General features: G+C 73.6%; 13 protein-coding genes. 1 reads left to right on the top strand and 12 read right to left on the bottom strand.

The genetic code is table 11. The annotated features are described in order from the left end of the window. Positions 1–139: 139 nt before the first annotated feature. Complete coding sequence (locus E6J59_12255) at positions 140–1,186, top strand: MBL fold metallo-hydrolase (GenBank protein TMB19261.1); 1,047 nt, start codon at positions 140–142, stop codon at positions 1,184–1,186. On the opposite strand, the gene tsaE is transcribed toward E6J59_12255, so the two are convergent. The 12 genes from tsaE to E6J59_12195 all read right to left on the bottom strand — a co-directional run bounded on the left by tsaE (position 1,175) and on the right by E6J59_12195 (position 13,611). Further along, the gene (tsaE, locus tag E6J59_12250) at positions 1,175–1,639 is read right to left on the bottom strand and encodes a tRNA (adenosine(37)-N6)-threonylcarbamoyltransferase complex ATPase subunit type 1 TsaE (protein TMB19260.1); all 465 of its coding nucleotides are present in this window, start codon (positions 1,637–1,639) and stop codon (positions 1,175–1,177) included. The genes E6J59_12255 and tsaE overlap by 12 nt on opposite strands. Continuing rightward, the gene (locus tag E6J59_12245; GenBank protein TMB19259.1) at positions 1,626–3,194 is read right to left on the bottom strand and encodes an NAD(P)H-hydrate dehydratase; all 1,569 of its coding nucleotides are present in this window, start codon (positions 3,192–3,194) and stop codon (positions 1,626–1,628) included. The genes tsaE and E6J59_12245 overlap by 14 nt, the downstream gene beginning before the upstream one ends. Further along, entirely contained in the window at positions 3,191–3,898 is a 708-nt protein-coding gene (gene pdxJ, locus E6J59_12240) for a pyridoxine 5'-phosphate synthase (protein TMB19258.1), read from the bottom strand. The genes E6J59_12245 and pdxJ overlap by 4 nt, the downstream gene beginning before the upstream one ends. After that, positions 3,899–5,284 (bottom strand): phosphoglucosamine mutase, encoded by a 1,386-nt coding sequence (locus E6J59_12235; GenBank protein ID TMB19257.1) that lies wholly within the window; start codon positions 5,282–5,284, stop codon positions 3,899–3,901. Then, complete coding sequence (locus tag E6J59_12230) at positions 5,284–6,327, bottom strand: hypothetical protein (protein ID TMB19256.1); 1,044 nt, start codon at positions 6,325–6,327, stop codon at positions 5,284–5,286. The genes E6J59_12235 and E6J59_12230 overlap by 1 nt, the downstream gene beginning before the upstream one ends. Continuing rightward, positions 6,327–7,079, bottom strand: coding sequence for a TIGR00159 family protein (locus E6J59_12225; GenBank protein ID TMB19285.1), 753 nt, complete (start codon positions 7,077–7,079; stop codon positions 6,327–6,329). Before E6J59_12225 ends, E6J59_12230 begins: the two co-directional genes overlap by 1 nt. Next, positions 7,076–7,903 carry a dihydropteroate synthase gene (folP, locus tag E6J59_12220; GenBank protein ID TMB19284.1) on the bottom strand — a complete coding sequence of 276 codons (828 nt, stop codon included), beginning with the start codon at positions 7,901–7,903 and terminating at the stop codon, positions 7,076–7,078. The genes E6J59_12225 and folP overlap by 4 nt, the downstream gene beginning before the upstream one ends. Before the next feature lie 43 nt (positions 7,904–7,946). Continuing rightward, entirely contained in the window at positions 7,947–9,797 is a 1,851-nt protein-coding gene (locus E6J59_12215) for an ATP-dependent metallopeptidase FtsH/Yme1/Tma family protein (protein TMB19255.1), read from the bottom strand. 190 nt (positions 9,798–9,987) lie between these two features. Beyond that, positions 9,988–11,385: a tRNA lysidine(34) synthetase TilS gene (tilS, locus tag E6J59_12210; GenBank protein ID TMB19254.1), complete on the bottom strand. Its 1,398-nt coding sequence runs from the start codon at positions 11,383–11,385 to the stop codon at positions 9,988–9,990. A 16-nt stretch (positions 11,386–11,401) separates the two neighbouring features. Then, entirely contained in the window at positions 11,402–12,037 is a 636-nt protein-coding gene (locus E6J59_12205) for a response regulator transcription factor (protein ID TMB19253.1), read from the bottom strand. An 11-nt stretch (positions 12,038–12,048) separates the two neighbouring features. Next, positions 12,049–13,179, bottom strand: coding sequence for a hypothetical protein (locus E6J59_12200; protein TMB19252.1), 1,131 nt, complete (start codon positions 13,177–13,179; stop codon positions 12,049–12,051). Between the two features lie 228 nt (positions 13,180–13,407). Next, on the bottom strand, positions 13,408–13,611 hold the full coding sequence (locus E6J59_12195; protein ID TMB19251.1) for a hypothetical protein: 204 nt from the start codon (positions 13,609–13,611) through the stop codon (positions 13,408–13,410). Between the last annotated feature and the right edge of the window lie 373 nt (positions 13,612–13,984).

The raw sequence follows: 13,984 nt of genomic DNA, 5'->3' as shown, positions 1-13,984 counted from the left end.
CGTCGCGCGCCGCCTCAAGGCGGGCCGGGCGAGCCCCCGGGGCGAGGGGATTCGACGATCGTCGGAGCCCGGCCGGCCCGACGGCACCGCCGCGCCGACGTTGACACCGGCGCCCCGGGGCCGCAGAATCCCGCGCGCCGTGCTCTTCGAGGAGGTCCGCGCCGGCGGCTGCATGGCGTACCTGATCGGGTGCGCCGAAACGTGCAGCGCCGTCCTCATCGATGCCGAGCTCGGCCAGATCGACCGCTACCTGGCGCTCGCGGCCCGGGCGGGGCTCCGCCTCCACTACCTGATCGACACCCACACCCACGCCGACCACTTCTCCGCCGCGCGCGAGCTCTCGGCGCGCCTCCGCGTGCCCGCGGTCATGCACCGCGCGAGCAGCGCGCCCTACGTCGACGTGCGTGTCGACGACGGCGAGACGCTGATCGCCGGCAGGCTCCGCCTGCGGGTGCTGCACACGCCCGGGCACACCGACGACTCGATCTGCCTCGTCCTTCCCGACCGCGTGCTGACCGGCGACACGCTGCTCCGCCTGGCGACCGGCCGCACCGACCTGCCGGGCGGCGATCCCGAGGCGCTCCATGACAGCCTCTTCGGGAAGCTTCTCCGGCTCGATGGGGCGCTCCAGGTCTTCCCGGGCCACAACTACAAGAGCACGCCCGTCACCACCCTCGCCCAGGAGCGCGCGGAGAACCCGCGCCTCCAGAAGCGCGAGCGGGCGGCGTTCGTCGAGCAGATGCGTGCGCTCAACCTGGAGATGCCCGAGCACCTGACCGAGGCGCTGCGCACGAACCGCACCGGCGGGAAGACGGTGACCCAGCTCCTCGACGAGGCCGCGAGCCGCATCTCCTTCATGTCGATGGAGGAGGTGCGGGAGCGGCTCGCAGCCGGCGACCGGGACCTCGTGATCGTCGACGTGCGCGAGCGCGACGCCTACGACGCCGGGCACGTCCCGGGCGCTCACCACCTCGCCCGCGGGCAGCTCGAGCTGCGGGTCGACAAGGAGCTGCCCGACCCGACGGCGCGCATCCTCACCTACTGCGAGTTCGGCAAGATCTCGACGCTCGCGGCGGCGACGCTGCGCACCATGGGCTACACCCGCGCCGTGGCGCTCGACGGCGGGATGCGCGCCTGGCGCGAGGCCTGCTACCCTCTCGAGGCGGCGGGGACACTAGCTCGGTGACGGCGGGAGCAGCCGCTCGTGCCGCCCGCCGCGCGCCTCGAGCCGGATCGCCCTGCCCCCGCCCGACGCGAAGCGCAGCGTGACGAGCAGGACCTCCTCGTCGGCGGCCGAGGGCAGGCGCTCGAACCACTCGACCGCGGCCACGCCGTCGCCGTAGAGGACGTCGCGCAGGAAGAGCGGGTCGGCGAGCGGCGCCTCCAGGCGGTAGAGGTCGACGTGCGCGAGCGGGAGCCGCCCGCCCGCGTACTCGGTCACGATGGTGAACGACGGGCTGTGCACGCGCTCGGGGTCGATGTCGAGGCCGCGCGCGAGGCCGCGCACCAGGCAGGTCTTGCCCGCGCCCAGCTCGCCGACGAGCCCGATCAGCTCGCCGCCCCGGGCGGCGCGGCCGAGCACCTCGCCGAGCGCCTCGGTCTCCTCCGGCGAGCGCGTCGTCGTCTCATGCGCCCGCACGGTAGCCTCGCCCGCCCGGCGCCTCGGGCCGCGCGGCCGTCTGCAGGCGCGCGAGCGTCGCCGGCAGCTCGGCGAGGAGGTCGCCCGCGAGGAGCCCGACCTCGCCCTGCCGGGCGGCCACCGCGTCGCCGCTCGCGCCGTGCGCGAACACGCCGAGCGACGCGGCCGCGTAGGGCGCGAGGCCCTGGGCCATGAGCCCGCCGATGACGCCGGCCAGCACGTCCCCCGTCCCGCCGCTCGCCATGCCGGGGTTGCCCGCCGGGCAGATGGCGCCGGCGCCGTCGGGCGCGGCCACGATCGTGCGCGCCCCCTTCAGCACGACGACCACCCGCTCGGCGCACGCGAAGGCGCGCGCGGCGCCGAGGCGGTCGGCCTGCACGCGGGCCGTGTCGGCGCCGAGGAGGCGCGCCATCTCGCCCGGGTGCGGCGTGACGACGGTCGGCCCCGCCCGCGCGCGCAGGAGCCCGGTGCCGGCGACGGCGTTGAGGCCATCGGCGTCGAGCACGAGCGGCGCGGACGAGCGCCGGATCACGTGCGCGACCAGCGCGCGCGTCTCCGCCGCCTGGCCGAGCCCCGGCCCGCACACCACGGCGGCGCGCCCGGCGAGGAGCGCGTCGAGGGCGGCGCCGTCGCTCGTGTCGGGCAGCGCCGCGGTCATTGCCTCGCGCACCTGCGCCTCCAGCACGGGCTGGAGCGTGGCCGGGACGGCGAGCGTCGTGAGCCCCGCGCCGGCGCGGGCCGCCCCGCCGGCCGCGAGGAGCGCCGCGCCGGTCTTGCCGCGCGAGCCGGCGACCACGAGCACGTGGCCGAAGTCGCCCTTGTGCGCGTCGCGCCGGCGCGGCGGGAGGAGCGCGCCCACCTCGTGGTTCTCGAGCAGGGTGACGCGCGGCGCGACCGCGGCCAGCGCCTCGGCCGGGATGCCGATGTCGACCACGGCGAGGAGCCCGGTGTGCTCGACGCCAGGATACAGGAGCTGGCCGACCTTCGGGTGGCCGAAGGTGGCGGTCACCGTGGCGCGCACGGCCGCGCCGAGCGGCCGGCCGGTGTCCGCCGAGAGCCCGGAGGCGATGTCGACCGCCAGCACCGGCGCGCCGCACGCGTTGATCGCCTCGATCGCCGCCCCCGCCACGCCCGCGACCGGCGCGTTGAGCCCGGTGCCGAAGAGGGCGTCGACGACGGCGGCAGCGGCCGCGAGCCGGCGCGCGAGCGCATCCACGTCGGCCGCCGTGGCGAGCGGGTGGATGCGGCCGCGCGCCCGCCGCCACCCGGCCAGCATGCGCGCAGCGTCGCCCCGCACCTCCTCGGGACGCGCCGCGAGCCAGACCTCGACCGGGATGTGCCGGCGGCGCAGGTGACGCGCGAGGACGAAGCCGTCGCCGCCGTTGTTGCCCCGGCCGCACACCACGACCACCGGGCCGCGCGGGCGGCGGAGCCGCTCGCCGAGCACGCGCGCCGCCCCCGCCCCCGCCCGCTCCATGAGCACGTGCCCGGGCGTGCCGTGCTCGATCGTCCAGCGGTCGAGGGCGCGCATCTCCTCGGCCGTGACCGCGATCACAGGAGGGCCTTCATTTCGCGCACCGCGGCCGCCATGCCGACGAGCACCGCGCGCGCCACGATCGAATGGCCGATGTTCAGCTCGACGACCGCGGGAATGGCGGCGATCGCTGCGACGTTCGCGAGCGTGAGCCCGTGCCCGGCGTGCACCTCGAGGCCGCGGCGCGCCGCTTCGGCGGCCGCGGCCCGCAGGCGGGCGAGCTCGCCCGCCCGCCGCGCGTCGTCGGCGGCGTTGGCGTAGTCCCCGGTGTGCAGCTCGACCGCGTGCGCGCCCGCCTGGCGGCTGGCGGCGATCGCCACCGCCTCGGGATCGACGAAGAAGCTCACGCGGATGCCGGCCGCGGCGAGGCGCCGGGCCGCCGCCCCGACGCGCGCCGCGTGCGCCACCACGTCGAGGCCGCCCTCGGTCGTGAGCTCCTCGCGCCGCTCCGGGACGAAGCAGGCGTCGGCGGGCCGCACGCGGAGCGCGAAGTCGACCATGGCGTCGGTCACGGCCATCTCCAGGTTCAGCTTGACGCGGAGCCGGCGGCGCAGCTCCTCCACGTCGCGCTCCTGAACGTGGCGGCGGTCCTCGCGCAGGTGGACCGTGATGCCGTCGGCGCCCGCGGCCTCGGCGGCGAGCGCCGCCTCGACCGGGTCGGGGTAGTCGACGCCGCGCGCCTGGCGAAGGGTCGCGACGTGATCGACGTTGACCCCGAGCCGCAACTACGTGTCCGCGGCGGCGGCCGGCTCGCCGAGCGCGCCGCGCGCGGCCGCCGCGATCGACTCGGCGAGGTCCCGGATCTCCCCGTCGCGCTCGCCCTCGACCATGATACGCAGCACGGGCTCCGTCCCCGAGTAGCGCACCAGCACGCGGCCGCGCTGCCCCAGGACGCGCTCGGCCCTGGCGATCGCAGCGGCCAGCGGCGGCACGCTGGCGACGTCGCGCCGCGCCGCCACGCGCACGTTGAGCAGCACCTGCGGCAGCCGGCGCATGATGCGGCGCAGCTCGGAGAACGGCCGCCCCTTCTCGACCAGGAGCGCCAGGAGCGCGAGCGCCGTGATGAGCCCGTCGCCGGTCGTGTTGTGATGGAGGAAGACGATGTGGCCCGATTGCTCGCCGCCCAGGTTGTAGCCGCCGCGCACCATCTCCTCGACCACGTAGCGGTCGCCGACGGGCGTGGTGACGACCTCGATGCCGCGCTCGCGCATGGCGAGGTGGAGCCCGAGGTTGCTCATCACGGTGGCGACCAGCGTCGACCGCCTGAGCTCGCCCCGGCCGCGGAGGTCCTCGGCGAGGATCGCCATGACGGCGTCCCCGTCCACCACCTCGCCCTGCTCGTCGACGAAGATGGCGCGGTCCGCGTCGCCGTCGAGCGCGACGCCGACGTGCGCGCCGGAGCGGCGGACGGCCGCCTGGAGCGCCTCGGGGTGGAGCGCGCCGCAGCCCTGGTTGATGTTCGAGCCGTCGGGATCGACGCCGAGGCTCACCACATCCGCGCCCAGTTCCTCCAGCACCTCGGGGCCGACCTTGTAGGCCGCCCCGTGCCCGCAGTCGATGGCGATGCGCAAGCCGTCGAGCGTCAGGTGGCGCGGGAAGGTGCTCTTCACGAACACGTTGTAGCGGCCGACGGCGTCGTCGATGCGGAAGGCCTTGCCGATCTCGGTCGCGGTCGGGCGGAGCGCGTCGATCGCGTCGCCCAGCACCAGGTGCTCGATCTCCTCCTCCAGCTCATCGGGCAGCTTGAAGCCGGCCTGGCTGAAGAACTTGATCCCGTTGTCCTGGAACGGGTTGTGCGAAGCGGAGATGACGACCCCCGCGTCGGCGCGCAGCGTCCGGGTCAGGAAGGCGATTCCCGGTGTCGGCATGGGGCCCACCAGCAGCACGTCGACGCCCATCGAGCAGATGCCCGAGGACATGGCGGTCTCGAGCATGTAGCCGGAGAGGCGGGTGTCCTTGCCGATCAGGATCTTGTGGCGGCGGTGCGAGCGCTTGCTCACGTGGGCGAGCGCGCGGCCCAGGCGGAGCGCGGTCTCCGAGGTCATCGGCTCGACGTTCGCCGTGCCGCGGACGCCGTCGGTCCCGAAGAGCCGCCGTCCGTCGCCGGCCATCAACGCGCTCCCTTCGCCGTGAGCTCGAGCGTCTGCACCTCGGGCTCGCGCCGCGTCACCTCGATCGACTGCGGCAGCTCGATCTTCGGCGCCACGCGGTAGCTTCCGGGCTCGAGCCCGGCCGCGTCGACGTACACGCTGCCGGCGTCGAGCGCGTAGTTGCTGAGCACGCTCTGCGGCCCCTGCACGGTGAAGTCGATGCGCGCCGGGACGAGCTTCGCGCGCAGCCCCTCGCCGACACCACGCACCCCGACCTCGACGTGATCGAACTTGCGCGACATCATGGTCGGCCGGAAGGTGACCGCGACCGTGACCCGGTCGGGCGTGAAGCTCACGAAGTCGCCGGCCCAGGAGAGGAGGACGGTGCGCGAGCGGGGCTCCGGAGCGCCGCGCAGCTCGACGGGCTCCGTCTTGATCTCCTTCAGCTCTTCCACCTTGTTCGCCGGGCCGCTCGCGTCGACCTCGCCCGGGGTGACGCTCGCCTCGGCCGTATAGCCGAGCGGCGGCAGGCCCGCCAGCTCGGCACGGACGGGGACCGTCCGGCGCACGAGGCGCTCGAGGCGGACCTTGACGCGGCCCGGCTCGATGCGGACGATCTTGAGCCGCCGGGGCAGCGGTGGCCGGATCATGTCGGCGTTGAGTTCCTGGCGGACGTCGCCGGGCGCGGCGGTGGCCAGGTCGAGCGCGAAGTGGATGCGGCGCTCCTCCACCCCGTCGAGGATGGTGCGCGGCCCGCGCACGGTCACGGCGATCGGTTTCGTGGGCGCGTTGGTCACCACGTAGCCCGCCGGCTGGTGGACGCGCAGCGGGATCTCGAGCGACCCCTCGGCGTCCCGCTCGCTCACGTTGATCGAGAACCAGAGGAAGAAGGCGAGCAGCAGCGACACGAGCTTGAGTCCGCGGTTGCGGCTGAGCGCGGCGCGCACGTCGCGCCAGCCGGGGAGACGGAGCCAGCGCCGCCACGGCGGAGTCGGGCCAGCCGGTCCGGGCGTCGCGTCGACCGCTGTGGCCGGGGGCTGGGAGCGGAGGACGCGCAGCCGCATCAGCCCACCAGGAGACGCTGGAGCGTCGTGCGCAGCGTGGCCGCGTCGACGTCGCGCGTGATCTTGCCCTCGCGCACGAGCGACACCATGCCGTCCTCCTCGGAGACGACGATCGCGAGCGCGTCGGTCTCCTCGGTGAGCCCGATGGCGGCGCGGTGGCGGGTGCCGAGCGTCTTCGACACGGTGGGGTTGGTGGTGAGCGGCAGGAAGCAGCCCGCCGCGGTGATGCGCCCCTGCTGGATGATGAGGGCGCCATCGTGGATCGGCGAGCCGGGCATGAAGATGCTCGACACCAGCTCCTTCGAGACCTGCGCATCGAGGCGCGTGCCGACGTCGATGTACTCGTTCAGCCCGACCTCGTTCTGCAGCACGATGAGCGCCCCGACCCGCCGCGAGGCCATGGAGGTGACGCCCTTCACCAGCTCCTCGACCGCCTGGCTCTGCGCGATGCGGTCGCCGGAGGAGAAGAGCGGGCCCGTGCCCACCTGGGTCAGGGCGCGCCGGATGTCGTTCTGGAAGACGATGAAGACGAGGATGAGCGACCAGCCGAGCAGGTTCTGGAGGAGCACGTTGATGGTGTAGATCTCGAGCCGCCCGGAGGCGAAGTAGACGCCGTAGAGCACCCCGAGCCCGATCAGCATGGGCACCGCGCGCGTGCCCCGGATCAGGTTGATGCCCGAGTAGATGACGACGGCGAGGAGCAGGATGTCGACGGCGTCCTGCCAGCGAAAGCCGGTGAGGATCTCCATCAGCCGCCCGCCACCGCCTCGGCGACGCGCACCACGTCGCGCATCGCCCCCACGTCGTGCACGCGCACCAGCCGCGCGCCCTTCGCCACCGCGAGCGCGACCGCGGCCGCGGTGCCGAGGAGCCGCTCCTCGGTCGGCCGCCCGCCGAGGAGCTGGCCGATGAAGCCCTTGCGCGACACGCCCACCAGTACGGGATAGCCGAGGGACGCGACAAGGTCGAGCCGCGCGAGCAACGCGCAGTTGTGCGCCATCGTCTTCCCGAAGCCGATGCCGGGGTCGACCACGATCGCGTCGGCCGCCACCCCGGCAGCCCGGGCGGCGCGGATGCGCTCGGCCAGGAAGTCGGCCACCTCCGCCACGACGTCCGCGTAACACGGAGCGTCCTGCATGGTGGCGGGGACGCCCTGCATGTGCATGAGGACCACCGGGACCCCTCGCTCGGCGCACAGGGGCAGCAGCGCCGGGTCGAAGCGCCCGGCGGAGACGTCGTTCACGACGTCCGCCCCCTGGTCGAGGGCCAGGCGGGCGATCGCGGCCTTCGAGGTGTCGACCGAGATCGGGACCCGCACCGCGGTGCGCACGGCGCGCAGCACGGGGAGGAGCCGGCGCCGCTCCTCGTCCGCCGGCACGGGCGCGGCCCCCGGCCGGGTCGATTCCGCCCCCACGTCCAGCATGGCCGCCCCCTGGGCCACCATCTCCGCCGCCGCCGCCGCCGCCCGCTCGGGATCCAGGTGCAGGCCCGGGTCGGAGAAGGAGTCCGGGGTGGCGTTCAGGATGCCGACGAGCGCCGTGCGGTCGAGGACCAGGGCCCCCGAGCGCGTGCGCAGCGCGGGCGGGCCGCGCTCGGCGGCCGGGCGGACGGGCGGGCTCTCAGGCCGTGGCGGCCGCCGCGTCCCGGAGGCCACCGTTCACGCTTCCGAACTGGCGCAGGATCTCGTCGATCTCCGCGCCGTCGATCGACTCGCGCTCGAGGAGCGTCTCGGCCATCTTGTGGAGCACCTCGAGGTTACGGCGCAGGAAGAGCTTGGCGCGCTCGTAGGCCTCGAGCAGGATGCGGCGCACCTCGGCGTCGATATGGATGGCGGTCTGCTCCGAGTAGTCGACCTTCTGCGTGAAGTCGCGGCCGAGGAAGATCTCCTCCTCCTTCTTGCCGAAGGTCATCGGGCCGAGCTTGTCGCTCATGCCCCACTCGCACACCATCTTGCGCGCCAGCTCGGTGGCGCGCTCGATGTCGTTGCCCGCCCCGGTGGTCATGCTGCCGAGGGCCAGCTCCTCCGCCGCCCGCCCGCCGAAGAAGACGGCGAGCTCGCCGAGGAGATGGTCCTTCGAGTAGGTGTGCCGGTCGTCGAGCGGGACCTGCTGCGTCAGGCCGAGTGCCATGCCGCGCGGGATGATGGTCACCTTGTGCACCGGATCGGCGCCCGGCACGAGCTTCGCGACCAGGGCGTGGCCGGACTCGTGGTAGGCGGTGATGCGCCGCTCCTCGAGGCTGATGATCATGGAGCGCCGCTCGGCACCCATCATGACTTTGTCCTTGGCGATCTCGAAGTCGTTCATGGCGACCCGGTCCTTGTTCTTGCGCGCGGCGAGGAGCGCCGCCTCGTTGACCAGATTTTCGAGGTCCGCGCCGGCGAAGCCCGGCGTCTGGCGCGCGAGCAGCTCGATGTTGACGTCCTCGCCGATCGGCACCCGGCGGGTGTGAACTTTCAGGATACCTTCCCGGCCCTTCACGTCGGGGCGCGGCACGACCACGCGCCGGTCGAAGCGGCCGGGACGCAGGAGCGCCGGGTCGAGGACGTCGGGCCGGTTGGTGGCGGCGATCAAAATGACGCCCTCGTTGGTCTCGAAGCCGTCCATCTCGACGAGCAGCTGGTTCAGCGTCTGCTCGCGCTCGTCGTGGCCGCCGCCGAGGCCCGCCCCGCGGTGGCGGCCGACGGCGTCGATCTCGTCGATGAAGATGATGCAGGGGGCGTTCTTCTTCCCCTGCACGAAGAGGTCGCGCACGCGGGAGGCGCCGACGCCGACGAACATCTCGACGAAGTCGGAGCCCGAGATGGAGAAGAACGGCACGCCCGCCTCGCCGGCGATGGCGCGGGCGAGGAGCGTCTTGCCGGTACCGGGCGCGCCCACCAGCAGCACGCCCTTCGGGATGCGGCCGCCCAGCTTGGTGAACTTCTTCGGGTCCTTCAGGAAGGCGATGATCTCTTCGAGCTCCTCCTTGGCCTCGTCGATCCCCGCCACGTCGTTGAACGTGACCTTGTGCGTGTTCTCGGAGAGCAGCTTGGCGCGGCTCTTCCCGAAGGACATCGCCTTGCCGCCCCCCACCTGCATCTGGCGCATGAAGAAGACCCACACGCCCACCAGCAGGAGCATGGGCGCCCAGTTCACCATCGCAACCAGGTACCAGGGCTCGTTGTCCTCCGGCTTGACGTCGATCTCGACGCCCTTGTCGTGGAGCGTCTTCACCAGATCGGTGTCCTTGGGGGCGTAGGTCTTGAAGCCGTCGCCGGGCCCGCCCCGCTCGGCCTTGTAGTGGCCGTGGATGTCCTGCCCCTTGATGACGACGTCGTACACCCTGCCGTCGTCCACCGCCTGCAGGAAGCGACTGAAGCTCACCTCCGGCTCGCGCGGCTGCTGTTTGTTCACCACCGACCAGAGGAGCAGCCCCAGAAGCACGAGCAGCAGCCACAGGCCGAGATTGCGAGAGACTGGATTGTTCAAATGCGCACCGGGCGATGACTCTGGCTGAAAATAACACACGGTCCCAGGAGCAGCAATCTAACGTATCTGGGGCCCCGTCCGCCGCGTGCTCGCGCGTGGCGCGAGCACGCGGCTCCGATGGCCCCAGACCCCGCGCCTCGCTCGGCAAAGCCTCGCTCGGCTTTACTCCACTGGTGCGAGAAGCGCCGGACTATTTCCGCTCCGGCGCGCCTGGCGGTGCGTCGCGCTCGAAGACGGCTTCGACGATCCGCGTCGTGGCGGGCCCGACCGGGGCGCCCGCGCCGCGCACCAGGCCCGCCACCCACAGTATCTCGGCGCCGGCGGCGAGCACGGGCACCAGCGCGCGGGCCTCGCGCGGCACCTTGGCATCGACGAGGATGTCCTGGAGCTTGCGCGTCCCGCCCGCGAGCAGCCGGATGCGGTCGCCGCGCGCGGGCGAGCGCAGCACGAGGCCGCCCGGCAGCGCCTCAGCGTCGAAGAGCGCATGCGCCACGCCCGCGGCCCGCACCTCGCCCGCGCCGCGGGCCCGCGGCGCCGACAGCGTCACGCGCCAGCGGCCAGCGCCGTGGGCGACCGTTCGTCCAGGGGCGATCTCGAGCGTGAAGGAGGACGGCGCGGCCGCGCGCCCGGGCCGGCGCGCCAGCACGTCGCCCTCGCGCACGACGCGCGCGGGTCCCGGGATGGCGACCGCGCCCCGCTCGGCCCCGGCGGCGAGCCCGAGCACCCGCGCCACGTGCACCGCCCCCACGCCGCGCCGCGCGCCGCGCTCGAGCCAGCTCTGCACGATGCGGCGGGCGAGCGCCGGCGGCTCCTCGGCGACCGCGGTACGGAGATGCTCGCCCGCGATCAGGCCCCGTGCGCGCCCGGCCGCCGCCACGGCGAGGAAGTCGTCCTCGTCGCGCAGGCGTTCCGCGAGCGCAGCGAGCGCCGGGCCGAGGCGCGGGTTGAACTCGGCGCGCAGCAGCGGGACCAGGAGCCGGCGCACGCGATTGCGCGCGTGGCGCAGGTCCGCGTTGGTGCGATCGACCGCGAAGCCGAGGCCGCGCTCACCGAGGAAGCGGCGCACGTCGGCGCGCGTCGCGGCGAGCAGCGGGCGCAGCAGCCGACCGCGTGCCGGGCGCATGGCGCCGAGGCCCCGCCGTCCCGCGCCGCGCAGCAGGCGCAGCAGCACGGTCTCCACCTGGTCGTCCTGGGTGTGGCCGGTGACGATGCGGCCCGCCCCGACCTCCGCCGCGACCCGGGCGAGCGCTCGGTAGCGCGCCCGCCGTGCGCGCGCCTCGAGGTCGGGACCAGCGGGGACCGCGACGCTCTGCCCGACGAAGGGAACGCCGAGGCGTGCCGCCAGCGCCGCGACCGCGTCGGCCTCGGCCGCGCCCTCCACGCCGCGGAGCCCGTGGTCCACGTGGGCGGCCGTCAGGCGGAGCCCGTGCCCGGGCGCCAGCTCGGCCAGTGCCGCCAGGAGCGCCGTCGAGTCGGGCCCGCCCGAGACCGCGACCAGGAGGTGCTCGCCCGCCCTCGGGCCGCCGGGCGCGGCGAGCGCCGCCGCCAGCCGGCGCGCGAGCACGGATGTCTCCACCCGAGCGGGCATGCGCCCCTCCTCGCGCCTACGGGCTGCCCTCCGGCACGCCGATGATGCCCATGCGGATCGCGTACAGGGCGAGCGCGGTGCGGCCGCGCAGGCCGAGCTTCTGGAAGATGTTGTTCAGGTGCGTCTTCACCGTCACCTCGCTGATCGCGAGGCGCGCGGCCACCTCCGCGTTGCGCAGCCCCATGGCGACGTGGCGCACGATCTCGACCTCGCGCGGGGTGAGCGGTTCCTCGGGTGGCTCGTTCAGGCGTGCCGCCAGGTACTTCTGGAGCGCGGGGGGCATCCACACGTTGCCGTCGACCACCGCGGCGATGGCGTCCATCAGCGTCTCGATGGCGAAGCGCTTGAAGACCACGGCGCGCGCGCCCGAGCGGAGAGCGGCGAGCGCGTCCTCGGCGCGCTCGCTGGCCGTGACCACGATCACGCTCACGCGCTCGGCGAGGGCCTTGATGTCGATCAGCGCGCTGCGCTCCATCTGCAGATCGAGGAGCAGGATGTCGCACGGCGTGGCGGCGATCATGGCCGCGAGCTCGTCGGCGCGGTCCACTTCGCCCACCACCACGAGCCCGGCCTGGAGGCGGAGCTGCGACCTGAGGCCCTGGCGGAAGAGGGCGTGGTCGTCGGCGATCGCGATGCGCAGCGGGGTCTCCACGGCCTCCCTCTTCACACCGCGCGCAGCGCGATGGCAAGGTGCGCGCCCACCTGACTGTTGCGTGCCACCTCGACCTGCCCGCCGAGCTGCTCGACGCGCGACGAGATCGACCACGGCGCGGGCGCGTCGTCGGCGAAGCCGAGGCCGTCGTCGTCGAGGCAGATATGGATCTCCGAGTCGACGACACGGGCCTCGATCGAGGCCGAGCGTGCGAAGGCATGCCGCCGCACGTTGCGCACGCCCTCGAGGAGGATCAGGAGCACGTGCTCGACCAGCGCCCCGGTGCCTGCGAACCGCGCGCTCACCGAAAAGCGCGTATCGAACTCGCGGGACGTGGGCCCCGTCTCGTGATGGGCCAGCTCTCGGATGTAGGTGCGGAGCCCGTCGTACTCGCGCGTGATGCTCGTCTGCAGCTCGGCGAGGGTCGCGAGCGCCTCCTCGGCCTGCCCGCGCCGCACGAGCTCCTGGCAGCTGCCGAGGGTCAGGTTGGTGCCGGCGAGCGTCTGCACGCAGCCGTCATGGAGGGCGCGCGCGATCTCGTCCCGCTCCTTGGCGCGCTCGAGCGCGTCGATCTTCCCCTCGAGGTTCATGCGGAGCCGCCCGAGGTACGCGACCAGGTAGCCCACGATCGCCAGGTAGGCCGCGCTCAGGACGGAGGCGTGGAACTGGGTGGTGCCCGGGGCGGAGACGAGGATCAAGCTCAGATAGAGCCAGACGCTGACCGCGGTGACCAACATCCCGAAGCGGAACCCGCCCCGCACCCCGGCCGCGATCACCGCGAAGGCGAAGAAGACGTAGAAGGGGCTCGACGTCCCGTGGGTGAAGAGCGCGATCGCCGTGCCGAAGAGGACATCGGCCCAGGTGGTGATGGCGACGATCCCCTGGGGCACCAGGCCGATCGTGAGCGCGCTGAAGACCGCGAGGCTGTAGCCCAGGTGCGTGGCGAACACGGCGAGCGCATACGGGTCGACCCGTACGGGCCCGCCCGCCAGGCCGAGGTCGCGGACCAGGATCGGGCCCATCGGATCGATGCAGACCGCCGCCATGGCGAACAGCGACAACAGGATCCGGCAGCGAGCGACCTTGCGCTCGACGTCGAGCATGTCCTCAGTCATGGGGCGAGCCTCCTCGGACGCGGGCATCGGATGAAGTGTCGTCGGGGGGCCCGGCCAGGTCAAGCAAAGGCCGGGTACACCCTCACGAGGAAGACGCTGACCCGGCAGTCTGAAGGGATGCTACCGGGTCCGGCCGGTCTCGGACGCGCTCGGCGCCGATGGCGGGCGCGGTGGGTGCCAGTCTCCGCAACTGCCGACGCATCCACATTGGCGTCCCCGTCCGCGGTGCGAATCTCCGGAGCCAGGGTTGGGGAGTCAAACCCGCTGAAGGCTGAGCCGCCATGCTATGACGCACTCGCCCTCGTCCTCGCCGAAGGCGCCGGCGACCATCGGCCGCTGATCCACGTGCTGCGCGCAGAGGCGCCAGCCGGGCACGCCCATGTCGTCTCCCCGCGCGAAGAAGCAGCCGCATCGGAAGATGACCGTGCGGCTTCCGGCAAGTCTGAGTCCGAGGTCCATGCCCGCTCAACCACGGACCGTGCCAGCCCCATGGCGCCTCGATTCACCGCCTTTCGTGTGCCACCCCGTGCCGCCCCGGGACACGGCCGACGCCGCTTCTGGCACACCTGGCCCGGGTGAGCGCGTGCGGCACGGCGGGCGGCGGCGTGGCAGCGGCGAAGACCGAATCGAGTGGCGGCGCGCGGACGGTGCCAACTGACACTGACACCGGCCTTGATGGCGCGGCGACCGCCCCGTGGCCGCGCGAACACGAGCTCGCTCCCGCCGCTGACCGCGGGCGGTCGGCGCAGATGAGCTCAGATGGATGCTCATGGGTTTTCACGGGGACGCCCCCGGAGAGGCCGTCGGAGAGGCCGCAGGACTCCCCCAAGGG

It is taken from the genome of Deltaproteobacteria bacterium, from assembly GCA_005879795.1.
Taxonomy (GTDB): Bacteria; Desulfobacterota; Binatia; order DP-6; family DP-6; genus DP-6.
This window is presented reverse-complemented; position numbering and strand designations above follow the sequence as displayed.